The organism is Kitasatospora sp. NPDC023120 (genome assembly GCF_055560835.1).
Map to the genome: position 1 here is coordinate 106100 of NZ_JBVHHY010000014.1, position 20649 is coordinate 126748.

General features: G+C 72.0%; 18 protein-coding genes and 2 pseudogenes. 11 read left to right on the top strand and 9 right to left on the bottom strand.

Annotated elements, in window-relative coordinates:
* The first annotated feature begins 21 nt into the window (after window positions 1–21).
* Window positions 22–738 carry a site-specific integrase gene (locus ACZ3TI_RS21705; protein WP_465728515.1) on the top strand — a complete coding sequence of 239 codons (717 nt, stop codon included), beginning with the start codon at window positions 22–24 and terminating at the stop codon, window positions 736–738.
* A gap of 170 nt (window positions 739–908) precedes the next feature.
* Here ACZ3TI_RS21705 and ACZ3TI_RS21710 read toward each other — a convergent pair whose 3' ends face one another.
* The 3 genes from ACZ3TI_RS21710 to ACZ3TI_RS21720 form a co-directional block, all read right to left on the bottom strand.
* A complete protein-coding gene (locus ACZ3TI_RS21710) occupies window positions 909–1451 on the bottom strand; it encodes a DUF6114 domain-containing protein (RefSeq protein ID WP_465728517.1) in 543 nt (180 codons plus the stop codon).
* 2 nt (window positions 1452–1453) lie between these two features.
* A complete protein-coding gene (locus tag ACZ3TI_RS21715; protein WP_465728519.1) occupies window positions 1454–2107 on the bottom strand; it encodes a DUF6230 family protein in 654 nt (217 codons plus the stop codon).
* Window positions 2108–2245: 138 nt separating this feature from the next.
* Window positions 2246–3016, bottom strand: a complete 771-nt coding sequence (locus ACZ3TI_RS21720) for a TetR/AcrR family transcriptional regulator (RefSeq protein WP_465728521.1) — start codon at window positions 3014–3016, stop codon at window positions 2246–2248.
* Between the two features lie 434 nt (window positions 3017–3450).
* Between ACZ3TI_RS21720 and ACZ3TI_RS21725 the strand changes: the two genes are divergently transcribed.
* The 4 genes from ACZ3TI_RS21725 (at window position 3451) to ACZ3TI_RS21740 (ending at window position 7232) form a co-directional block, all read left to right on the top strand.
* Window positions 3451–4119, top strand: a complete 669-nt coding sequence (locus ACZ3TI_RS21725; protein WP_465728523.1) for a Tat pathway signal sequence domain protein — start codon at window positions 3451–3453, stop codon at window positions 4117–4119.
* A 204-nt stretch (window positions 4120–4323) separates the two neighbouring features.
* On the top strand, window positions 4324–5211 hold the full coding sequence (locus ACZ3TI_RS21730) for an AAA family ATPase (RefSeq protein ID WP_465728525.1): 888 nt from the start codon (window positions 4324–4326) through the stop codon (window positions 5209–5211).
* Complete coding sequence (locus ACZ3TI_RS21735; RefSeq protein WP_465728527.1) at window positions 5208–6653, top strand: VWA domain-containing protein; 1446 nt, start codon at window positions 5208–5210, stop codon at window positions 6651–6653. The genes ACZ3TI_RS21730 and ACZ3TI_RS21735 overlap by 4 nt, the downstream gene beginning before the upstream one ends.
* Window positions 6654–6707: 54 nt before the next feature.
* A complete protein-coding gene (locus ACZ3TI_RS21740; protein ID WP_465728529.1) occupies window positions 6708–7232 on the top strand; it encodes a hypothetical protein in 525 nt (174 codons plus the stop codon).
* Window positions 7233–7322: 90 nt separating this feature from the next.
* On the opposite strand, the gene ACZ3TI_RS21745 is transcribed toward ACZ3TI_RS21740, so the two are convergent.
* The gene (locus tag ACZ3TI_RS21745; RefSeq protein WP_465728531.1) at window positions 7323–8288 is read right to left on the bottom strand and encodes an alpha/beta fold hydrolase; all 966 of its coding nucleotides are present in this window, start codon (window positions 8286–8288) and stop codon (window positions 7323–7325) included.
* A 143-nt stretch (window positions 8289–8431) separates the two neighbouring features.
* Window positions 8432–11881 carry a S8 family serine peptidase gene (locus ACZ3TI_RS21750; protein WP_465728533.1) on the bottom strand — a complete coding sequence of 1150 codons (3450 nt, stop codon included), beginning with the start codon at window positions 11879–11881 and terminating at the stop codon, window positions 8432–8434.
* On the opposite strand from ACZ3TI_RS21750, the gene ACZ3TI_RS21755 reads away from it, so the two are divergent.
* Window positions 11880–12047, top strand: a complete 168-nt coding sequence (locus tag ACZ3TI_RS21755) for a hypothetical protein (RefSeq protein ID WP_465728535.1) — start codon at window positions 11880–11882, stop codon at window positions 12045–12047. The genes ACZ3TI_RS21750 and ACZ3TI_RS21755 overlap by 2 nt on opposite strands.
* A 228-nt stretch (window positions 12048–12275) precedes the next feature.
* Here ACZ3TI_RS21755 and ACZ3TI_RS21760 read toward each other — a convergent pair whose 3' ends face one another.
* On the bottom strand, window positions 12276–13211 hold the full coding sequence (locus ACZ3TI_RS21760) for a siderophore-interacting protein (protein WP_465728537.1): 936 nt from the start codon (window positions 13209–13211) through the stop codon (window positions 12276–12278).
* A gap of 81 nt (window positions 13212–13292) precedes the next feature.
* Between ACZ3TI_RS21760 and ACZ3TI_RS21765 the strand changes: the two genes are divergently transcribed.
* Window positions 13293–14063, top strand: coding sequence for a TetR/AcrR family transcriptional regulator (locus tag ACZ3TI_RS21765; RefSeq protein WP_465728539.1), 771 nt, complete (start codon window positions 13293–13295; stop codon window positions 14061–14063).
* Here ACZ3TI_RS21765 and ACZ3TI_RS21770 read toward each other — a convergent pair.
* Window positions 14060–15220, bottom strand: coding sequence for a HEAT repeat domain-containing protein (locus ACZ3TI_RS21770; protein ID WP_465728541.1), 1161 nt, complete (start codon window positions 15218–15220; stop codon window positions 14060–14062). The genes ACZ3TI_RS21765 and ACZ3TI_RS21770 overlap by 4 nt on opposite strands.
* A gap of 181 nt (window positions 15221–15401) precedes the next feature.
* On the opposite strand from ACZ3TI_RS21770, the pseudogene ACZ3TI_RS21775 reads away from it, so the two are divergent.
* Together ACZ3TI_RS21775 and ACZ3TI_RS21780 are read left to right on the top strand one after the other, a co-directional pair.
* Window positions 15402–15503: pseudogene (locus tag ACZ3TI_RS21775) on the top strand (IS5/IS1182 family transposase); the annotation flags it as partial.
* A gap of 13 nt (window positions 15504–15516) precedes the next feature.
* Window positions 15517–15686: pseudogene (locus tag ACZ3TI_RS21780) on the top strand (helix-turn-helix domain-containing protein); the annotation flags it as partial.
* Window positions 15687–15688: 2 nt separating this feature from the next.
* Here ACZ3TI_RS21780 and ACZ3TI_RS21785 read toward each other — a convergent pair.
* On the bottom strand, window positions 15689–15958 hold the full coding sequence (locus ACZ3TI_RS21785; RefSeq protein ID WP_465728768.1) for a hypothetical protein: 270 nt from the start codon (window positions 15956–15958) through the stop codon (window positions 15689–15691).
* Window positions 15959–16763: 805 nt separating this feature from the next.
* Here ACZ3TI_RS21785 and ACZ3TI_RS21790 point away from each other — a divergent pair.
* Both ACZ3TI_RS21790 and ACZ3TI_RS21795 read left to right on the top strand, forming a co-directional pair.
* Window positions 16764–17396, top strand: a complete 633-nt coding sequence (locus tag ACZ3TI_RS21790; RefSeq protein WP_465728544.1) for a TetR/AcrR family transcriptional regulator — start codon at window positions 16764–16766, stop codon at window positions 17394–17396.
* A gap of 78 nt (window positions 17397–17474) precedes the next feature.
* Entirely contained in the window at window positions 17475–19415 is a 1941-nt protein-coding gene (locus ACZ3TI_RS21795) for a serine/threonine-protein kinase (RefSeq protein ID WP_465728546.1), read from the top strand.
* A gap of 266 nt (window positions 19416–19681) precedes the next feature.
* On the opposite strand, the gene ACZ3TI_RS21800 is transcribed toward ACZ3TI_RS21795, so the two are convergent.
* Complete coding sequence (locus ACZ3TI_RS21800) at window positions 19682–20317, bottom strand: hypothetical protein (protein WP_465728548.1); 636 nt, start codon at window positions 20315–20317, stop codon at window positions 19682–19684.
* Between the last annotated feature and the right edge of the window lie 332 nt (window positions 20318–20649).

Below are 20649 nucleotides of genomic sequence, written 5' to 3' on the forward strand. Positions count from 1 at the left end.
GGTGTTCGTCGTGGGTGGCTTGTGCGAAACGTTGCCCAGTATGTACGTGTCACGCGCGAGATCAAGACTAAGGCCACTCAAAACCAGCAGGTGCGTCGCCCCTGGGACGAGGCGGAAGTCAGAGCGTTTATCGAAGGAATCAAGGGCGATCGTCTGTTCGGCGTTATGTTGCTTGCCCTGATCGCCGAGCGGCCGGCCGAGGTCTGTGGTGCGCGTTGGGCACAGGACGTACGCCTGGGTGCGTCCGGAGGAACCATCGCTATTGGCAACACTCGCACCCTTGTCTATGACCGTAACCAGGAGTGGGGGAAACGAGACAAGGTTGTTGAGAAGCAGCCCAAGACCGAGGCGGGCGGGCGCGTGCTTCCTCTGCCTGAGCCTGTGCACACGGCACTGCTGCACCTTCGCGCCCTGCAACTGCGGGAAAAGCTTGCGGCAGGGGAGGCCTACGAGGACAGTGGCTATGTCCTGGTTGACGAGCTGGGCCGTCCCTTCAAGACCGACAAGCTCCGCCGTGAGGCCCACCGTCTGATGGAGCAGGCTGGAGTTCGCAAGGTTCGCTTGTACGACGCCCGCCACGCCGTCCTCTCCTGGATGGCCAACAACGGCGTCCCTGACACCGTCGTCTCCGCCTGGGCCGGTCACGCTGACCTGTCCTTCACCAAGCGGGTCTATGTCCATCCTGACCCGCAGAGTCTTCAGGCCGGCTCGGACAAGCTGGGCCAGCTGCTGGGCTAAGCAAGATCACCAAGGTTTGTGACAAATTGTGACACGCCCAGCATATGAAGCGATGTGTATCTCGTTGATTGCAATCAACTCGGCTCTTCCAGAGGCCATTTGAGCGATGAGAATCGGTCACGACGCCCGCGCCCCGGTGCTCTCCCATCACCGGGGCGCGGGTGTCCGTGTCACACCGACGCGGTCTTGGCCGCCCGTCGCTCCTCGCGCCGGTCCAGCCGGCGCTGCCTGCCGCGGCGCAACGGCTGGTCGGGCAGCCAGCCGAAGGTGAGGCAGGAGCCCACCACGCCGAGCAGCATCCCGATCAGGAAGCCGCCCAGGTTGGAGGTGACCCAGCTGGCCAGCGAGGCCAGCACGGCGAGGATGGAGTAGAACAGCCGCTGCGCCGGGTTGAACAGGATCAGCAGGCCGCACAGGGCCATCACCGCCGGCACCAGGTACCCGGCCAGCCCCTGCATCCCGATGTGCAGGACGACGGGCAGCGGGGCCCGCAGGGTGAACAGGATCTCGGCGCCGCCCAGCAGCACCAGCAGCCCGCCCCAGAACGGTCGCCTGCCCCGCCAGTCGCGCTTGACCGGGCGGGCGGCGGGCTCGGCCGCGGTTGCCGTGGCGGCGGTGCCGGGCGCGGCGGCCGTCCCCTCGGCCGCCACCCCCTCGGCCCGCGCCTCGGTGCCCCCGCCGTTCCCGGCCGGCTCCGGTACGGACTCCGTCATGCTCAGCAGCCCTGGGAGCTGAAGCTCAGCCGCAGGTTGGGCAGTTTGAACCCGACGGCGGTGCTCGCGTAGTTGTGCTGCTTGAGGTGCGTCAGCTGGACGGTGTCGGCCTGCTGGCCGAAGACGCCCGGGTTGCCCTTGCCGACCGGGCCGGCCTTGGTGAAGGTGCTGGCGTCGCCGCCGATCTCGATGTTGGTGAACTCCGCGTCGCCGGACAGCAGGTCGGAGTCGGTGGTGAGGTTGGTGGCGCTGACGGGGGTGCCACCGTCGCCGGCGTGGATCACCAGGTTGATGCCGCCGAGGTCGACACTCTGGCACAGGTTGGTGATCTGGGCGCTCTTGATCGCCGACACCGCGACCAGCACCTGGCCGCCGGTGGAGCCCGCGTTGGGGCTGTCCGGGATCATCGAGTCCAGCGCGCCGAACTGCGCGAAGCCCTGTCCGTCGAGCTTGTCGGCGGTGATCGTGAACGGCATGCCGGAGATGGAGAACTGGGCGGCGAGCACGCCCTGGGCGGTGAGCGCCATCAGCACGCCCCCGGCCGCGATGGCGGGTACGGCCATCAGGGCGGTGCGCTTGAGCCGTACCCGGCCTCTTCTCGGCCCGACCGGCTGCGGGGTCTCGGCCGCCGCGGCGGCATCCTCGGACATGGCCATGTGTGCTCCCTGTGGGTGGAATGGGTGTGCAGGCACTGGCACGTTGCCCTGGCGCGGACAGCGTTCCGCGACCGAACGGGCCGCCCGCCCCTCGGCAGCGGGGCGGGTCCGGTCGGAGCGCGGTGAGTAACTGGGAAGCTACTGCCCGGTATTGGCCGGGTCAATACGGGTGCACGAAGGATCTTCACGCACCTCCGCCCCGAGCCGTACCTCCGCCCCGAGCCGTGCCGCCGCCTCCACCGGACCGAGGAACGGAGCCAGGCAGAACATGCTCAACACCGGTAGTAGGTCCGGCAGTTGTTCGGTCCGGCCGGAGTCGACCCGGCTGTAGATCGCGCTGTAGACGCCGCCCACCACGGCATCCACGAGCTCCTGCACCGCTACGCCGACCGGAAGTTGGGGCACGTCGGCGAAGAACGCCCGGAACCTGGTGAGGAGTTGGGTGCGCTCGCGCCGCCCGGCCGGTCCGACCGCCTCGATCTCGATCACCGCCATGGTGGCGAACGCCGGTGTGCCCGCGAGCAGTTGGAGCATCGCTCCGAGCGACCGGCGGATCCCGTGACACCAGTCGGATTCGGCCGCGAAGGCCGCCGCCATCCGCCGGATCACCACCCCGGTGCCGTACCGGTGCGCGGCCAGGAAGGCGTCCTCCTTTCCGCTGAACAGCTCGTAGAAGACCGGCCTGGTCACACCCGCCGCGCGGCAGATGTCGCTCACCGTCGCGTGCTGGTAGCCGCGCTCGGCGACGGTCTGGACCAGACCGTCCAGCAGCCGCTCGCGCTGGGTCGCGGCGACCACGCCCGCGGGCTGCCGGCGCGGACCGGGCTTGATCGACCGGGCGGGATCGCGGCCGGTGCGCGCACCCGGCAGCAGGACCACGTCGGCACTCCGGCGGTGGTTCGGATCCATCACCAACTCCTGTGTCCTGTATTGACATTGACGGAACACCGGGTTTACAACACTGACAGGTTTCCAACCGGTGGGCGAGCAGGCTCCCACCGGCCGACCTCCAGGGGCTCCCACCGTCCGGACGAACCGCCCGGACCACCGGGGCCATGGCGGGCGCAGGCCCGCGGCGGTGGCAGCCGCCGACGTGCACCCCCACAGCGGTGCCGATCTTCAGTTCCGCGTTCGGTTCCGCCGCGTCGCGCACCACCGGACGTCCACGCGCGTACGTCCGCACACCGCCGTACCGCACGAGCGGGCCCGTGGCGCCGGGCCCGCCCGCACCGCGGCCCCGCCGGAGCCCCCGGTACGCCATGCACCTCCCCCGTCGTGCACACCACCACACCCGCACGCCGGGATTCCCCCCACCCGTCCACCGGACGGAGAGAGGCACCCTCATGCGCATCCGCCGCACCCTCGCCACCGCCGCGCTCGCCGCCCTCGCCCTCACCGGCGCGGCCGTGGCACCCGCCGAGGCCGCCACCGCCGTGCTCACCACCGGCGGCCCGACCGGCCCGGCCGTCGCCGTCGGCGACGTCCTCACCGCCAACCTGGCCTCCGGCAGCTACGCGACCTTCTACAACAGCGCCACCGGGACGAGCGGCATCAAGTGTGCCGCCTCCTCCTTCTCGGCGACCGTCACCGCCAACCCGGCCGCCCCGGGCAGCGCCGTCGAGCAGCTCAACACCCAGACCTTCGGCTCCTGCACCTCCAACGTCCTGGGCGTGACCGGCGTCAAGAGCATCACCGTCACCAGCCTGCCGTTCACCAACACGGTCAGCGACGCCCCCGGGTACCCGGTCAAGCTCACCCCCGGCGCGGCCGGCGTGATGGGCACCACCGTGGTGCTCAACACCATCCTGGGCAGCGTCAACTGCACCTACAAGAACACCACCGGGATCGACGGCACCGCTTCGAACACCGGCAACACCATCGGGTTCTCGGCCCAGCCGTTCACCCTGGTCTCCGGCTCGGGCCTGTGCTTCTCGACGGGCTACTTCAGCGCCACCTACGGCCCGGTCGTGGACACTTCCGTCGCCGGCAGCCCGGTCCTCTTCGTCAACTGACGCTCCGCACCGTCGTCCGACGACACCGTCGTCCGACGAGACCGTCGTCTGACGAGCAGCCCACCCCGACCACGGCGGCGTACGGCACCCGGCACCACGCCGTACGCCGCTGGGCCGTGCCCGCACGGGACTCCGAGACAGCGAAGTGACCGGCCGGTAGGGTGGCGCCGCACACGGACGGCGAACCTCGAACGGGGCGGGCACATGGGCAGCGACGGCACGACGGCACCCGGCACGGGCTTCTTCACCTCGGTGGCGGACGCCGCCGAACAGCTCGCCGCCACCGGCTACCTCGCCTCCACCGCCGTCGCCACCACCGTCTTCCTCGCCGACCGGCTCGGCAAGCCGCTGCTGGTCGAGGGCCCCGCCGGGGTCGGCAAGACCGAACTCGCCAAGGCCGTCGCCGCCATCGGGCAGGCCCGGCTGGTCCGGCTGCAGTGCTACGAGGGCATCGACGAGGCCCGCGCGCTCTACGAGTGGAACCACGCCAAGCAGCTGCTGCGGATCACCGCCGGCCGCGACGAGGGCTGGGAGGAGGCCCGCGGCGACATCTTCGGCGAGGAGTTCCTGCTCACCCGCCCGCTGCTCACCGCCATCCGCGGCGAGGAGCCGACGGTGCTGCTGATCGACGAGATGGACAAGGCCGACGTCGAGGTCGAGGCGCTGCTCCTGGAGGTGCTCAGCGATTTCCAGGTCACCGTCCCCGAACTCGGCACCATCACGGCGAGTCGCCGCCCCTTCGTCCTGCTCACTTCCAACGCCACGCGTGAGCTCTCCGAGGCACTGCGCCGCCGCTGCCTCTTCCTCCACCTCGACTACCCGGACGCCGAGTTGGAGCGCCGGATCGTCCGCCTCAAGGTGCCCGGACTGGACGACACCCTGGCCGAGTCGCTGGTCCGGATCGTCGGCGCCCTGCGCGCGATGGAGCTGCGCAAGGCACCGTCCGTCGCCGAGACCATCGACTGGGCCCGCACCCTGCTCGCCCTCGGCGCGGACACCCTCGACGCGACGGCCGTCCGGGACACCCTCGGGGTGATCCTCAAGCACCAGGACGACATCCGGAAGGCCGCCCAGAAGCTCACCCTCGCGTGACCGCCGCACCGACCCCCGCGCAACAAGGCGACCCGACCGACACCGCGGCCCGCCTCACCGGCCTGGTCCGCGCCCTGCGCGGCCACGGGCTGCGGATCGGCCCCGCCGAAACCGTGGACGCCGCCGCCGTCCTCGACGTCCTCGGCTTCACCGACCGCGAGCAGATGCGGGCCGGCCTGGCCGCCGCCCTGCTGCGCTCCGACGGCCAGCGGGCGGTCTTCGACGCCACCTTCGACCTCTTCTTCCCCCTCGGCGTCGGCACCCCCGAGGCCGTCCGCGCCGCCCCGCCGCCCGTCCCCGACGACCCCGAGCCACCGCGCTTCGGGCGCCCCGACCCGCTCCGCGACGACCTGCGCGAACGCCTCGCCGCCGCCCTCGCCGCCGACGACCGCGCCGCCCAGGCCCGGCTCGCCGGGGAGGTCATGGAGGCCTTCGGCCGGTACGGCGCCGGCAGCAGCCCCGGCTCCGACGGCTGGTCGGCCCAGCAGGCCCTCGGCCGGCTCTCCCCCGAGACGCTGCTCGCCCGGATCCTCGCCGCGCTGCGCTCGGCGGGTGCCGCGGCCGACCTCTCCGACCTCGTCCTCGCCGACGAGATCCGCCGCCGCATCCGGGACTTCCGCGCCCTGGTCGCCGCCGAGGCCCGCCGCCGGGTCGCCGAACTCCGCGGCCCCGAGCGGATCGCCGAACGCGCCGTCGCCCCCACCGCCGACCGGATCGACTTCCTCTACGCCGGGCGCGACCAGCTCGCCGAACTCCGCCGCACCGTCCACCCCCTGGCCCGCAAACTCGCCACCCGCCTCGCCGCCCGCCGCCGCCGTGCCGCCCGCGGCCACATCGACCTGCGCCGCACCCTGCGCCGCTCGCTCACCACCGGCGGCGTGCCGCTGCGCCCCGCGTACCGGCTGCGCCGCCCGGCCCGACCGGAGCTCGTGCTGCTCTGCGACGTCTCCGGCTCGGTGGCGGGCTTCGCCGACTTCACCATGCTGCTGGTCCAGGCGATGAGCGAACAGTTCAGCAAGGTCCGGGTGTTCGCCTTCGTCAACCGCACCGCCGAAGTCACCGGCCTGCTCCGGGCCGGCGACGACCCGGCCCGCCTCGCTGCCCGGATCCTCACCGAGGCCAAGGTCATGGGCTACCACGGCAACAGCGACTACGGCTCCGCACTCGGCGACTTCGCCGACCACCACCTCGACGCCGTCGGCCCCCGCACCTGCGTCCTGGTCCTCGGCGACGCCCGCAACAACCACCGCGATCCCAACTCCGAGGCCCTGCGCCGCATCGCCGCCCGGGCCCGGCGGGTCTTCTGGCTCAACCCCGAACCCCCGTCCCTCTGGCCCACCGGCGACTCCGCCGCCCTCACCTACGCGGCCGTCGTCGAGATGCACCCCTGCCGCAACGCCCGCCGCCTCGGCGAACTCATCGCCCGCCTCCTGCCGGTGTAGGGCGGTGCGTCGGAGTGCACCACACCCGTCGACCGGCCCGTCTAGGGTGGTCCGGTGGACATAGCAGCGGTGGCGATCGCAGTGACCGGTGTGGCGGGCACCCTCGGGGCCGCGCTGCTCACCCAGCGGGGCGCCGAACGCGCCAAGCGGCGGGAGTTGGAGCTCAGCCAGGCCTTCCAGGAGACCCGCGAAAACCTCGCCCTGCGGCGCGGCTGCTACACCCGGATGTACCGCGACGCGCGGCAGTTCGCGACCGCGCTCAACCGGCACCTGCACGTCCTGCGCCACCGGACGCCCGGGGAGGATGACATCCGTGCGCTGGAGGAGGCCAAGGACGCGCACCGCAACCACTGGTCCGAGACCCTGATGGTCGCGCCCGATGCCGTGATCGCCCCGGGCGACACGGCGAACCGGGCGCTCACCCGCGTGTACGGGACGGTCAAGCGCCTGGAACAGGGCAACGCCCGGCCCGGAGAGAGCCTGCGGTCCGCCACCGAGGCGCAGCGCGAGCTGTGGCCGCTGATCAAGGTCCTGCGGCATGCCATGCGGCAGGACCTGGGGGTGGGCGGGGAGATCTAGCGCCACGCGCCCGGGCGCCCGGGCGGCCGCCGTCCGACCGCCCGGGCGTTCCTCGGGAACCGGCCGAGAAACCGGCCGAGAAGCCGGCCGTCAGTCCAGCGACTTCAGGAAGTCCAGCAGCGCCTCGTTGACCTCCGCGGGCCGCTCCTGCTGCGTCCAGTGCCCGGTGTCCGGGAGCCGGAGGTGCCCGCGCAGCTGCGGCAGGCGGCCCAGCAGGTGGGTCAGCACCTCGCGCGGGACCATGGCGTTGACCAGGTCCTGCTCGCCCGCGATGTACAGAGCGGGCACCTCGACCGTCACCCCGGTGAAGGCGGCGAGCAGTTCGGCGTTGCGGTCGAGGTTGCGGTACCAGTTGAGGCCGCCGGTGAAGGCGCGCTCGCCGTGGGTGGCGTAGTCGGCCGTGAAGGCGTCGAGGTCCGCGTCGGTGAGCCAGTCCGGCAGCTGCTCCGGCTCCGGGAGGGTGCCCAGCAGTGTCCCGCCCTCCGGGACGACCCACGCCCGGGGCACGCCGTCCGGCTGCTTGCCGGAGAGGATCCGGCGCAGGCTGGACCTCACGTCGGCGGCCAGTTCGGCGTCGGCCCGGCCGGGCTCCTGGAAGTAGATCTGGTAGAAGCCCTCGCCGAAGGCCGCCCGGGCGGCCTGCAGCGGCGGCGGCCCGCCCACCGGCAGCGGCGGCACACTCAGCCCGGCGACACCGCGCACCAGGTCGGGCCGCAGGGCGGCGGTGGCCCAGGCGACGGGGGCGCCCCAGTCGTGCCCGATCACCACGGCCTGATCCGCGCCGAGCGCGCCGATCAGCGCCGTCACGTCGCCGACCAGGTGCAGCAGGCTGTACGCGTCCACGTTCTCGGGCTGCTCGCTGCGGGCGTACCCGCGCTGGTCGGGTGCCACCACCCGGTAGCCGGCCTCGGCGAGCGGCGCGAACTGGTGCCGCCAGGAGTACCAGCTCTCCGGGAAGCCGTGCAGCAGCAGGACCAGCGGCCCCTCTCCCTGCTCGGCCAGGTGCAGCCGCACCCCGTTCACCTCGACGTCACTGTGCTTGACGGCGTCGTTCAACTCCCGCTCCCTGCTCGCTCCGTAGGTCTCGTCGGACCCCCTGCCCAGCGCGACCCCCGGGGAACCCCGGCAGTTTCGACAAGCAGCCGAGGCCGCCCCGGAATCCGGGACGGCCTCGGCCTCACAGCGGATCCGACGTGGCGTCAGTTCACCGTGTAGCTGTACGGAATCGCCGCGAGCACCGAACCGGTGGTGTTCAGGGCGTTGTTGGCGGTGGCCACGCCGGTCGGGCCGGACACCAGGTACAGCACGCCCTTGACGGTGCTGCCCTTCGGGCCGGTCGGGGTCAGCGTGACCTGCAGCGAGCCGGTGGCACCCGGTGCGACGGTCACCGGGGTGGCGGCCTGGGCCGCGGCGTTCACCGAGGCGGCGTACGGGTCGCCGGTGCTGGAGGTCAGCGCCGGGTCGAAGGCCTGGGTGTGCGCGGTGGCCGTGATGGTGGAGGTGCCGGTCGGCGCGCCGCCGGTGCCGAACGGGCCGATCTGCTGCACGAATGTGCTCCAGTTGCCCGGGACGATCGGCTGCTCGGCAGTGCCGTTGTCGGTCACGACCGAGATGGTCGAGCCGTTCTGGGCCTTCTTCAGGTCGCCGAACAGGTCCGGCGAGCCGGTGGTGGCGCTCAGCTCGATCTGCGCCGGCGTCGTGGACGCCGCCACGGCCTTGAGCTGGTCGGTGCCCGGCGGCACCAGGAAGGACGGCACCGTGGAGCTGGTGCTCAGCGGCAGGTTGACGGTCGCCGAGGCGGCCTGCGGCACCAGCGGCAGGTCCACCCTGCGGTCCAGTCGGCCGTCGGCCCCGATCTTCTGGGTGGCGACGGTGTTGTTGGTGTAGTTCACCTGGACGGTGACCGGCTTGCCGGCCGCCAGCTTGGTGCGCGCGTCGTTCGGCAGTCCGGCCGCGGTGGCCTGGTTCTGGTTGAACGCGACGGTGCCGGTGAAGTCCTGGGCGAGCTGCTGGCCGCTGACCGGGCCGAGCACGTTCAGGACGAACCGCCAGCGGCCGGCCACCGGGTTGACGGTGGTGGCCGAGACGCCGGCCGCGGTGCCGGTCAGGGTGCCCTGGGCGTCGAACTGGCCGTTGCCCTCGATGTCGATCGGGGTGCCGTTCGGGCTGATCAGCGCGCCCTGCATGAGCAGGTTGGAGTCCTTGCCGACGGTGACGCCGACCCGCAGGTCCTTCTGGCCCTTCGGGACGTCGAAGCCGTAGGTGAAGCTCTGCGTCGGCGAGTAGCTGCGGCCGTTGCCACCGGTGATGGTGCCGGTGAAGGTGCCCTTGCCCTGGGTGACCGGGACGAGGCTGCGCAGCACGACCGGGACGCTGGTGGTGTTGCCGTTGGAGCTGGAGACGGTGATCGCCTCGCTGGAGTCACCGCTGGTCGCCGGGGTGGTCAGATGGACCTTGAGGGTCTTGGTCTGACCGGGCTTCAGCTCGGTGGTGCTCGGGCTCACGGCGCCGGCCGGCACCGCGCGCTGGGTGGCGGTGCCCAGCTGGACGGGGCCGGTGTAGCCCTTGCCCGCCTGGGTGTAGAGGATCGCGGTCCACTCGCCGGCCACCGGGTGCGGGACGTCGACCAGGCCGAAGTTGGCCGGGGTGGCGCCGCCCTGCGGACGGGTGTTGGTCTCGAAGCGGCCCGACGGGTCGAGCAGCGTCATGCGGACCACCGGGCCGTTGGTGACCGGGTTGGGCGCGCCGTGCCAGGCGATCGAGGCCGCGAGGCGGTCGGCGCCTGCCGGGACGGTGAACTTGACCTGCTTCTGCACCCAGTCCGTGCCGTTGGTCGCGTACTTGAAGGTGTCCTTCGAGTTCGCGTCCAGCTGGACGGTCTGCTGGTCGCCCGCCTGCGGGGTGAAGCTGCGGGTCGCGGCGCTCACCGTCTGGGGCTCGTCACTGGTGTTGGTGACGGACACGTCGGTGGTGTGGGTCGAGCCGGGGGTGCCGGCGATGTCGACCTGGCCGGTGTTGACCACGACGGTGTTGGCGCCCGGGGTGCCGTCCCCGTCGTCGTAGCCGCGGGCGGCCTCGACGGCGGCGCGGACGTTCAGCAGGCCGGCGCCCTGCTCCTCGGCCGGAACGCCGAGGTCGGTGGCGGTGCCGGTGAGGAACTTCTTCACCAGGGCCGGGCTGGGCGAGTCGCCGCCGTGGGTGTCGCGGTAAGCCTGGATGACCAGGGCCGCGGCGCCGGTGACGAACGGGGCCGACTGGCTGGTGCCGCCGAAGGGCTGGATCGGCGAGGGCTTGCCGTTGAAGCCCGTGCAGTCCTCGTACTTGGCGGTGTCGGGGGTGCAGAGCGCCCAGTCCGACTCGCCCGGCGCGACCAGGTCGACGGTGCGCCCGGCCTGGGTGAAGCCGCCCGAGGAGAGCGCGGAGATGCGGCTGTTGCTCCAGGTCTTGTCGGAGAACTGGGCGGCCGCGTAGCCGGTCTGCTGGTAGTTCTGGTTGTCGGTGGAGGCGCCGACCGAGATCACGTACGGATCGGTGGACGGCGTGCCGACGGTGCCGCTGATGCCGGCGTCACCGGAGGAGACAGCGACGGTGACACCGGCCTTGACGGCTTGCCCGTTGAAGAGCGAGATGGTGTCGTGCGCGCCGCTGTCCGGGGTGACGTTGCCGCCGAAGGACTCGTTGAGCACGTCGACGTGGGCGACCCGCACCGCGTAGTCGATCGACTGCAGGATCGACGAGTTGGACATCAGCTCGCCGCCGGCCTTCAGGGCGACCAGGTCGGCGTCCGGGGCGAGGCCGCGGATGCGGATGTTGCAGCCGGCGGGCAGCGGGTGCGAGGGGTTGACGAACTGCGAGACGTCGTAGACCTGGCGGCCCTGGGCGATGACCGCCGAGGCGTCGCCGAAGGCCTCCGCCGCGCCGGTCGGCGCGTCCCAGCCGTCGCCCGCGAAGTCCTTGTAGTCGACCACGGCGTGCGAGCCGTCGGCCCGGATGAAGTCCGGGTTGTTCGGGTCGAGGCCGTCCGCGATGTAGGCGACCTTGACGCCCTTGCCGGTGGCCAGGTTCTCCACGCCGGGCTTGCCGTTGCCGGTGTAGGCCCGGGTCGAGTACAGGCCCTCGGGCTCCAGCAGCGGCTTGCTCGGGTCGGAGGGGCAGACCGTGTTGGTCGCGTTCTCCTCGGCACCCTGGCCGTTGCTGCCCGTAACGGCCTGCGGAGCCGCGGCGGCCTTGGGCGCCTTCGCACCCGCGGCGCCCGCGGATTCGGCGGCGTCCTTGGCCTGCTTGGCCTTTCCGGCGGCCGCCGGGGCGACCTGGACCTGGGTGTCCGCCACGACGGCGGAGACGGCCGGGTCCGCCTGCAGCTGGGCGCGCAGGGCGGGGCTGACCGTGGCCGAGAAGGCGTTGCCGACCACGAAGGTCTTGATGTTGGTGCCGCCACCCGCCTTGACCTTGTTCAGCAGCGGCGCCTGGGAGTCGGCGGCCTTCTGCTGACGGGCGCCCAGGTGGCCGTGGTCGGCCGGGGCGTCCGCGATCTGGTCCTTCAGGATCACGATCACCGGCACCGGAGTCCCGTCCGCGGACGCCGTCTGGGCGTTCTGCGGATCGGGAGTCGGAGCTGCGTTGGCGCCGGTCCCGAAGCTCAGGACCATGGACGCGGTGGTGACCGTGACGGCAGCTGCTAGCTGGGCTTTCCGCCAGCCGATCATGGACATCCTTTCGTCTGATGAATGGCTGACGCAATCCAACTCACCCGAACGCGATCACAACAAGGGGGTAAATCCCCATCAGAAAGTAAAGTTGACCATCACTCAGTAAAATTCGCGGCGGAAATCGGGCCGAATCCGCATCTTTCAGCCGATCGGCCCTGCGCGGCGCCGCCCACCCCCGCACCGCGGATTCCGGTGGCGAACTCCGGACACTGGCGAAATCCCGCCACCGGGCTGACCACTTGTCGACACTGCGACATTCCCTTCCCCTGCCGCCCCCGCCGAAACCGGAACCCGCGCGCCGTCCTCCCGGTTCCGCGCGGACGGCGCGCGGGATTCAGTACGCGGCCAGCCGCTCCTGAGCGTCCGCCAGGTCCTCGGCGGTGGGCGCGTCGTCCTGGGTCAGCCGGTGCCGCCAGTACCCGGTGAAGTCCACGGACGGCTTCGGCACCCCGCGCTCCTCGACCAGGTGGCGGCGCAGCACCCGGACCGCGCCCGCCTCCCCCGCCAGCCAGGCGAACGGCGTCCCGGCCGGCAGCTCGGCGGCCCGGACGGCCCCGGCCAGCACGGTGCCGGGGGCGGCGCCGTCCCGGTGCAGCCAGTGCACGGCGAGGTCGGCGCGGCTCTCCAGCGGCTGCCGCTCCGCCTCGTCCGCGACCTCGACGTACGCGAGCGCGCGCACCCCGGCGGGCAGCGCCTCGACCAGCGTCGCGAGCGCGGGCAGCGCCGTCTCGTCCCCGGCCAGCAGCACCCAGTCGGCCGCGGCGGCGGCCTCGGCGAACGGGCGCGGCGGAGCGTACAGCACCGAGGGACCGACCATCCCCAGCCGGTCCCCCGGCGCCGCCCGCAGCGCCCAGGCGACGGCCGGGCCGGTGGCGTTGCGCTCGTCGCCGTGGATCTCGCGGCGCGAGTCACCGTGCAGGTCGCCGCGCAGGGCGCCATGCAGGTCACCGCGCAGGTCGCCGTGCAGCACGAAGTCGATCTCGACCAGCCGGGTGCCGGGGTGTCGGCGGCGCAGCGTGAAGCTGCGCATCAGCGGCCGCTCCGCCTCGGGGATCGCGAGGTAGGCCTGGTACCAGCCCATCGGGTCGTCCTGCTGCGCGGGCAGCTCCGGCTCGGCCTGCCCCGGGCGGGGGAAGCAGAGCTTGAGCTGCTGGTCCGGGGCGGTGCCGACGGTGTCGGACAGCGTCTCGGCCTCGAAGGTGATCCGGGCGGTGCGCGGCGTGATCCGGCGCGCCTCGACCACCTCGACGAGGGTGACGGGCAGTGTCATCGAGAAACCCCTTCGATTGGTAACCTTACGGCATAAAGAGTTGCCGCCGAGGCGATACTTTACGCCATAAGGAGATGTCGGATGACCGTCTACGCCGGGCAGGGCGACGCCCGCCGCTCGCTCGCCCTGCTGTGGGGCACGCCCGAGCAGCCGCGCACCGGGCGCAGCGGCCCTAAACCGGGCCTGAGTGTGGACGCGATCGTGTCCGCAGGAATCGCGGTGGCCGACGCCGAGGGCATGGCGGCGCTCTCGATGCGCGCCGTGGGCGAACGACTCGGCCGCACCGCGATGGCGCTCTACACGTACGTGCCGGGAAAGGCCGAGCTCCTCGACCTGATGCACGACCGCGCGCTCGCCGAACTCCCACCCGCGCCACCGACGGCGGACGACACGGCCGACGACTGGCGTGCCGCCGTCACCGCCTGGGCCGAGGCGCTGTACGCCTGCTACCTGCGCCACCCCTGGGTGCTCCAGGTCTCCCAGGCCCGCCCGGTCCTCGGCCCCGCCGAACTCGCGGCGATGGAAGCCCTGTTGCACGCCCTCCGGCCGGCCGCCCTGCCCCCGCAGCGGCTGCGCGGAGCGGTCGCCGCCCTCTGGCAGTTCGTCCGCGGCCTCGCCGCCACCACCGCCGACGCCCGCGCCGCCGCAGCCGCCACCGGCGTCACCGACGAGGACTGGTGGACCGCCCGATCCACCCAACTCGCAGAGCTGGCCCCGGACTTCTCCGACCGCTTCCCCCTGCTCACCGCCCTGCAGAGCTCCGCCGGCGGCCCCCCGGAGGACAGCCACCGGGAGGCCTTCCGCACCGGCCTCGCCGTCCTGCTCGACGGCATCGCCGTCCCCGCCGACTAGGGTCCGTCTGACAACTCCCGCCGGGCGCGGGTGCGGTGGGCGGTGCGCAGCCCGTGCTTGGCGGCGGTCGCGACCAGGCCGCCGAGGCTGGTCCTGGCGAGGTCGTGGGCGGCGAGGCGTTCCAGCACGGGCAGGGCGCGGTCGTCGGCGGTGGAACCGAGGGCGCGGGCGGCCAGTGCCCGCAGGTCCGGGTCGGGGTCGGCGGTGAGGGCGATCAGGTCGTCCACCACCGGCGGGCCGAAGGCGGCGATCGCCGCCGCGAGGTGACCGGCCTTCGGGTTCCGGCGCTCCGTCATGACCCGCCAGAGCCCCGCGAGCGCCTGGTCTCCGCCGATCTCGCCGAGGGCCCGGGCGGCCATGCTGCGCACCCACTCGGTCTCGTCGTCCAGCCGGGCCGCCAGGGCCGGCACGGCGGCGCGCTCCCCGAGGATGCCGAGCGCCTCGCAGGCGCCCTCGCGGACCATCGGGTCCGGGTGCTCCAGCAGGGCGGTCACCAGCGGAGCGGCCCGGTGGAAGCCGAGTTCGGCGCAGGCGAGCGCCGACCACCGCACCCCGCCGTGCCCGGTGTCGGCGAGCGCGCGCAGCAGGCCGGGCTCCAGCGCCTCGTCGCCGAACAGCTCGATCCGGTTGAGCGCCTTGGTCCAGACGGTGACGTCCTGCGTCCGGTGGTCGGCGGCGACCTCGGACAGGGCAGCCCGCGCCTGCGGGTGGCCGAGCTCGACCCACTCCAGCAGCGCGTCGATCGCCCGCAGCCTGGTCGCGCGGCCGCCCCGCAGTTCGGCGGCGTGGACGGTGACCAGGGACGCGGGCCCGTCGGGCGCAGGCCCGAGCGCGTCGCCGAGCGGGGCGGCGAGGGGCGGTTCGGACGCGCCCAGCCGCAGGGCCAGTGGACCGATTCGGGCGCCGACGTCCGCGTCGTAGCGGCCGTCGCCGCGCAGGTTGGCGGCCAGCTTGGCGACCGTGCGGAACAGGAGCCGCGCGTGGTCGGACGGGTCGTCGGCGAGGGCGCCGAGCCGGCCGGAGACCGCCGCGGCGACGGCGCCGGGCGGGCGGGCGGCGGCCCGCAGGACCGCCTCCGCCCAGGCCAGTGGTTCGCCTTGGCGCTCGTACAGTTGACGCGCCCACAGGCGGAGGACGGCGTCACGATGGTCGGTCACCCCGGGATCCTCCCAGCGGCGGCGCAGGCCTCCAACGGATTTTCCGCCCCGGCCCCGAGTGCCCCGCGGATCGACCTGAGAGGATGTTAAGTCCCTTTTCTCTCGGTTGGTGATCGCTCGTTCGTGGTACTGATTGTCGTACGGGCCAGGTGTTCAGCATGTGCATGCTGGGATCTGGGGCATGGAGCGAGAGCCGTATCCCAGCGACTTATCTGATGAGCAGTGGGTGTTGATCGAGCCGATGATCACGGCCTGGAAACAGGACCGACACCGCGTCATCGCGCCCGACGCCCGCCTTCCACGTGAGCTACACGGTGGAGGGCACGTGGCGGCTGCTGAAGCGGCACGGCTGGTCGTGGCAGCAGCCGGCGCGTCGGGCGATCGAGCGCGACGACGCGGCCGTGGAACGGTGGAGGAAGGAGACCTGGCCGTTGGCAAGAGCACCGCGGCGGCCCTCGGAGCCTTCGCTCAGCCGGTCATGCGTTCCAGGAGTTCGGGATGGTTGGCGAGGGCCTGGTGAAGAACCTTCTGGCGCTGGGGGGCGTACTGACCGGGGTCGGCGGCCTCCCAGTCGATCGGGCCGAACGGAGGCTCGGGGTCGTACTCGACGAACAGCTGGACCTTGCGCGCGATGTCCTGGCCGGCGAGCTCGCCGACCAGGTGGAGTGCCATGTCGATGCCGGCGGACACCCCGGCGGCGGTGATGACGTTCCCGTCCCTCACCCAGCGTTCGGCCACCGGGATCGCCCCGAACTTGGTCAGCAGGCTGAGGACCTACAGGGGGCCGACGATGTCGAGCGGGGTGAGACGAAGGCGATGGTCCTCTACCGGGGCTTCGTGCCGGGGAGCCGAGGATTCGGTCATGGGGATGCTCCTGATGGCTGAGCCGACCCGCTGGGGGCGGAAGAGCTGCCCTACCACCATGCGTGCTGCGGCGGACGGGGACAACGGAAGCGGCTGCGGAGTCCGAGTGAATCCGCAGGTCAGGTGCCGTGGCGAGTGGCTGTCAAGGTGGAAGTCACCACCCCGGCCCCGCCACGCTGCGCCAGGCCTCAGCGGCGAGGGAAGGCGTCCGGCTCGGCACCGGCCGACGCACGTTCGAGGCTTCCATGGGCTCGCCCCACTATTGAACGAGTTCAAATTGGCCTCGCGATACCGGGTTCGGTCGATTCGACGGCCCGTCGCCCCAGCGGGTCTCAGCTGCTGAGCGGGCGCCGGATCGGTGCGGACAGGCCGCGCCGGACGGGCTCTTGGTGATGCCAGTGTGGACTTGTCGATCACTGCGTCCACCTGGCCACCACTGACCCCCGCCTGGAAGACGCGCTCCAAGCCGCCAGGGTCGCCGACCCGGGCCGAGCACGGGCCGCTCGGGCGGCCTGACCGTCATCGACGTCGAGGGAGCCATCGGCGCTCCCGGGAACGCCAGGACGGCGGCCACCTGATGAAGCGTCAAAAATAGAGATTTGTTCTAGAGAACTTCTTCAGTTCTGCTCTATGCTGGCCGAGTTGGCGGCCGGGGCGACGGTCGAGCGGAGGTCCGAAGATGCCCCCCAAGCAGCAACGGGGCGAGGCCACCGTCGAGTTGCTCCTGACCAGCGCGCTGCGCGTGTACGCGGAGGCGGGCCAGCAGGGGTTCACCGTCAGTGCCGTCACCGCGGCGAGCAAGGTCAGCCTGGGCAGCCTCTACCACCACTTCGGGAGCTTCGACGGCCTGGCCGCCGCGCTCTACATCCGCTGCATGGAGCAGTTGTTCGACGAGATGATCGTCGCGCTGCAGCGCAGCCGCACCGCGCGCACCGGGGTGCGGGCGCTCGTCCAGGCCTACCTGCGCTTCACCGAGGAGCACCGGGATGCCGCGCTCTTCCTGCACGCCTCCGCCTACTCCGGCTACCTGGCCGCTCGGGCCGAGCAGATCAAGGCCGCCAAGGCGGCCAAGCTGGCGGTGATCGGCGCCTGGATGCAGCCCCGGATGGAGCGGGGCGAGATCCTGCCCGTTCCCGGTCCACTGGTCGAGGTCCTGGTGATGGGTCCGGTCGCGGAGGCGGCCCGCCGTTGGCTGTCCGACACCTACGAGCTGGACCTGGGTGAGGTCGCGCGAATCCTGCCGGAGAGCATCTGGCGCTCGCTGCGGCCCGAACCGTCCGAGCCGGGCGGTACGGCGGTACGGGCGGGGTGACAGGTGAGGAGGACTGATGGCAGGACATGACGCGCTAGTGGCAACCAGTTGGAGCCGGGCATCGCGAAGGGGCGGGACATGACTGGTCGGGGGGCCGTACTCGGAGGTCGCTACACACTGACCGAGTGGATCGGCGGCGGGGGCATGGGTGCTGTCTGGCGCGCCGACGACCGGGTGCTGGGGCGGCAGGTGGCGGTCAAGGTCCTGCACGCGGGGCTGCTGCAGGAGGGGACGTTCGCCCGGCGCTTCCGGCGCGAGGCCCAACTGCTCGCGGCGATCAGCCACCCGGGCATCGTGGACGTCCACGACTACGGGGAGAGCAGCGGTGAGGCGGAGGGCGGCGCGGAGGGGGAGCGGATCGCGTACATCGTGATGGAGCTCATCGACGGGCGGCCGTTGGACAAGGTCCTCGCAGAAGAGGGCCCGATGCCGCCCGAGCGGGTGCTGAGCATGCTCGCCACGGCGCTCGACGCGCTGCAGGCCGCGCACCAGCAGGAGATCGTGCACCGGGACGTCAAGCCGTCCAACCTGATGCTCGGGGCCGACGGCCAGGTGACGGTGACGGACTTCGGCATCGCGCGGGCGCTCGCAAGCACCACGCTCACGGCGACCAACGTGGTGATCGGCACTGCGCTGTACATGGCCCCCGAGCAGGCCGGTGGCGGCGGCGTCACGCCGGCCTCGGACCTCTACTCGATCGGCGTGGTCTGCTACGAACTGCTCACCGGCACACCGCCGTTCACCGGCGAGAGTGTGGTCGAGGTCGCGCTCAAGCACGTCCAGCAGCCCGCGCCGGAGCTGCCGGAGGAGTTCGCGCCGGCGGTGCGGGAGTTCGTCGCGCGGGCCCTGGCCAAGCAACCGGGGGACCGGTTCGCCGACGCCGCGGCGATGGCGGCCGCAGCGCGGGCCGCGGTCGGCGACCGGTCGGTGCCGGTCGCCGCGGTGGTGCGGGCCGTTCCGCCCGCCCTCGCCGTGGCCGGGGCCGCGGGCTCGTCGGTCGAGATCGCCCGGGTGTCGTCCCGAGCCGCCGCCGAGCCCGGCACGAGGCGGCCGTGGCGTCGCTTCCTGGTGCCCGTCGTCGTCCCGGTGATCGTCACCACCAGCGCCGCCACGGTCCTGCTGGTCGACCGGGGCCCGTTCCAGTCGCAGGGCGAGACCCGCGGCGCGCAGCCCGCCGTCTCAGCGTCCGCCTCCGCGATCACCGGCTCGCCGACGCCCGGCGCGCCGCCGACCGAGCAGCCCCCGACCACATTACCGGGCGGGGAGACGACGCCGGGCACTCCGCCGCCCGCCCCGTCCGAGGCCAACCCGGCGCCGAACGCCGGTGGTCAGCCCCCGGCCCCGGCGCAGAATCCCGGCGGCGGGTCGGCGGGCGGCACCAGCTCGTCGGGAGTGTCCGTCGGTGGATCCGGCGGCACTCCGCCGAAGGCGGGCGGTGGCGGTGGCGGTGGCGGGAGTGCCAGCGGCGGTGGTGGCGGGGCCGCACCCGCGCCCAACCAGCCGGCCCCGCCGGCTCCGGTTCCCAACCAGCCTGTCCCGTCGGCGCCCGCGCCCAATCCGACCGTGTCCAAGCCGCCTACCTCGACCGTGCCCGCAGGGTGCGGCGGCGCGAACTGGGGCGCCATCATCAACGTGGCCGACGGTCAGAAGCTCGGCTTGGCCACCGACAGCCCGTCGGCGGGCGCCGCGGCCGTCATGGGCGGGACGACCGCCTACGGGTGGGTCCGTTCCGCACCGAACCCCGGCGCGTGGTACCAGATCTATCCGTGCAACCTGAGCAGTCCGGCGCTCGTCCAGGGCGACGGCGATGGCTGGTCGGGCCAGAACAGGAAGGTGATGCTTTCGCCGGGCTTCAGCGTCATGACGAACTGGTCGGTGGTCGGGGCGAGCACCTCGGGCGCCTACTACCTCAAGGACTACTCGGGATCGACCTGCCTGACCGACAACGGCCCGGGCAAGCAGGTCACCATGACCACCTGCACCCCGGCCAACAAGTTCCAGGAGTGGCGGATCCCGTAGGGCCTGCCCGGCGGATCTCGCCGCCGCCACCGCCCGCCTTCGGCGGAGTGCCGCCGGATCCACCGACGACCCGCTCGGCTGCCCCTCGGGCTGCTGTCCCCTCACCCCTGCGGATGACGCAAGCCGGCAGATTCTCGTTCAGCATTCCTGCTGAACCGGCCGCTCGGTTGCGGGCCGGTTGAGGGCCCGCGCACGCTCGTCGACGCGCGGACCCTCCGAGCCAGTGCCTCAGGGCCAGCCTCGAGAGGCGTCTGAGGCACCGGGGGTCAGTTGGTCCAGAAAGGCGGGAGGTTCTGGTAGGTGGGGTGATCGGCGATCGGGCCGTCGAAGGAGAGCCTGTTGCCGTTCTGGGTGTCGATGACGACCAGGTGGGAGCCCTTGAAGAGGCGGTAGTCGGAAGGGCCGAACCAGGTTGTCGCGTCGATGCCCTGCTTGAACTCCGCCGGGATGTGCTGGTAGGTGGGGTGATCGGCGATAAGGCCGTCGAAGGGGATGCTGTTGCCGTCCTGGGTGTCGATGACGACCAGGCGGGGGCCCTTGAAGAGGCGGTAGTCGGAACGGCCGATCAGTGTGGTGGCGTCGATGCCCTGCTTGAACTCCTCAGGCAGGTATTCGTAGGTGCCGTGATCGGCGATCTTCCCGTCAAAGGCAATGCTGTTGCCCTTCTGGGTGTCGATGACGACCAGGCGGGGGCCCTTGAAGAGGCGGTAGTCGGAAGGGCCGAACCAGGTTGTCGCGTCGATGCCCTGCTTGAACTCCGCCGGGATCTGCTGGTAGGTGCCGTGGTCCCTGATCTCCCCGTCGAAGGCGATGCGGTTGCCGTTCTGGGTGTCGATGACAGCCAGGCGGGGACCCTTGAAGAGGCGGTAGTCGGAACGGCTGATCAGTGTGGTGGCGTCCATGTTCTTCTCCTCGTTGCGGTTCCATAGCCCCCTGCGGGCAGAACGGTGCCCGCACACCACCGTCCCAAATGCTATCGAAACACTGATAACGGACAAGCGCGTTCGGTAGCCCACCAAACGGCCAGAGCCATACCCGTTCGGGTCTGTCTTGCCGGTCGGTACCCGGTCTGGCCCTTCTTGATGGCCTACGCACCCGACACACCACCCTCGATGCACTGCACCCGGAGCGGGCTGGTCGGCGTCCGGTCGGCGCGCCGCCGCGGGTGCACGATCGAACGGCCCCTGGACGGTTCCCAGGAAGCACTCAGGGAAGGGCAACCGAACGGCCGTTC

Bases quoted from the DNA above. Each gene is read 5' to 3' on its own strand.
- ACZ3TI_RS21710 (WP_465728517.1), bottom strand. From the start codon at position 1,451: ATGACGGAGTCCGTACCGGAGCCGGCCGGGAACGGCGGGGGCACCGAG.
- ACZ3TI_RS21715 (WP_465728519.1), bottom strand. From the start codon at position 2,107: ATGGCCATGTCCGAGGATGCCGCCGCGGCGGCCGAGACCCCGCAGCCG.
- ACZ3TI_RS21720 (WP_465728521.1), bottom strand. From the start codon at position 3,016: ATGGATCCGAACCACCGCCGGAGTGCCGACGTGGTCCTGCTGCCGGGT.
- ACZ3TI_RS21765 (WP_465728539.1), top strand. From the start codon at position 13,293: ATGACCGTCTACGCCGGGCAGGGCGACGCCCGCCGCTCGCTCGCCCTG.
- ACZ3TI_RS21800 (WP_465728548.1), bottom strand. From the start codon at position 20,317: ATGGACGCCACCACACTGATCAGCCGTTCCGACTACCGCCTCTTCAAG.
- ACZ3TI_RS21795 (WP_465728546.1), top strand. From the start codon at position 17,475: ATGACTGGTCGGGGGGCCGTACTCGGAGGTCGCTACACACTGACCGAG.
- ACZ3TI_RS21760 (WP_465728537.1), bottom strand. From the start codon at position 13,211: ATGACACTGCCCGTCACCCTCGTCGAGGTGGTCGAGGCGCGCCGGATC.
- ACZ3TI_RS21730 (WP_465728525.1), top strand. From the start codon at position 4,324: ATGGGCAGCGACGGCACGACGGCACCCGGCACGGGCTTCTTCACCTCG.
- ACZ3TI_RS21725 (WP_465728523.1), top strand. From the start codon at position 3,451: ATGCGCATCCGCCGCACCCTCGCCACCGCCGCGCTCGCCGCCCTCGCC.
- ACZ3TI_RS21750 (WP_465728533.1), bottom strand. From the start codon at position 11,881: ATGGTCCTGAGCTTCGGGACCGGCGCCAACGCAGCTCCGACTCCCGAT.
- ACZ3TI_RS21755 (WP_465728535.1), top strand. From the start codon at position 11,880: ATGGACGCGGTGGTGACCGTGACGGCAGCTGCTAGCTGGGCTTTCCGC.
- ACZ3TI_RS21790 (WP_465728544.1), top strand. From the start codon at position 16,764: ATGCCCCCCAAGCAGCAACGGGGCGAGGCCACCGTCGAGTTGCTCCTG.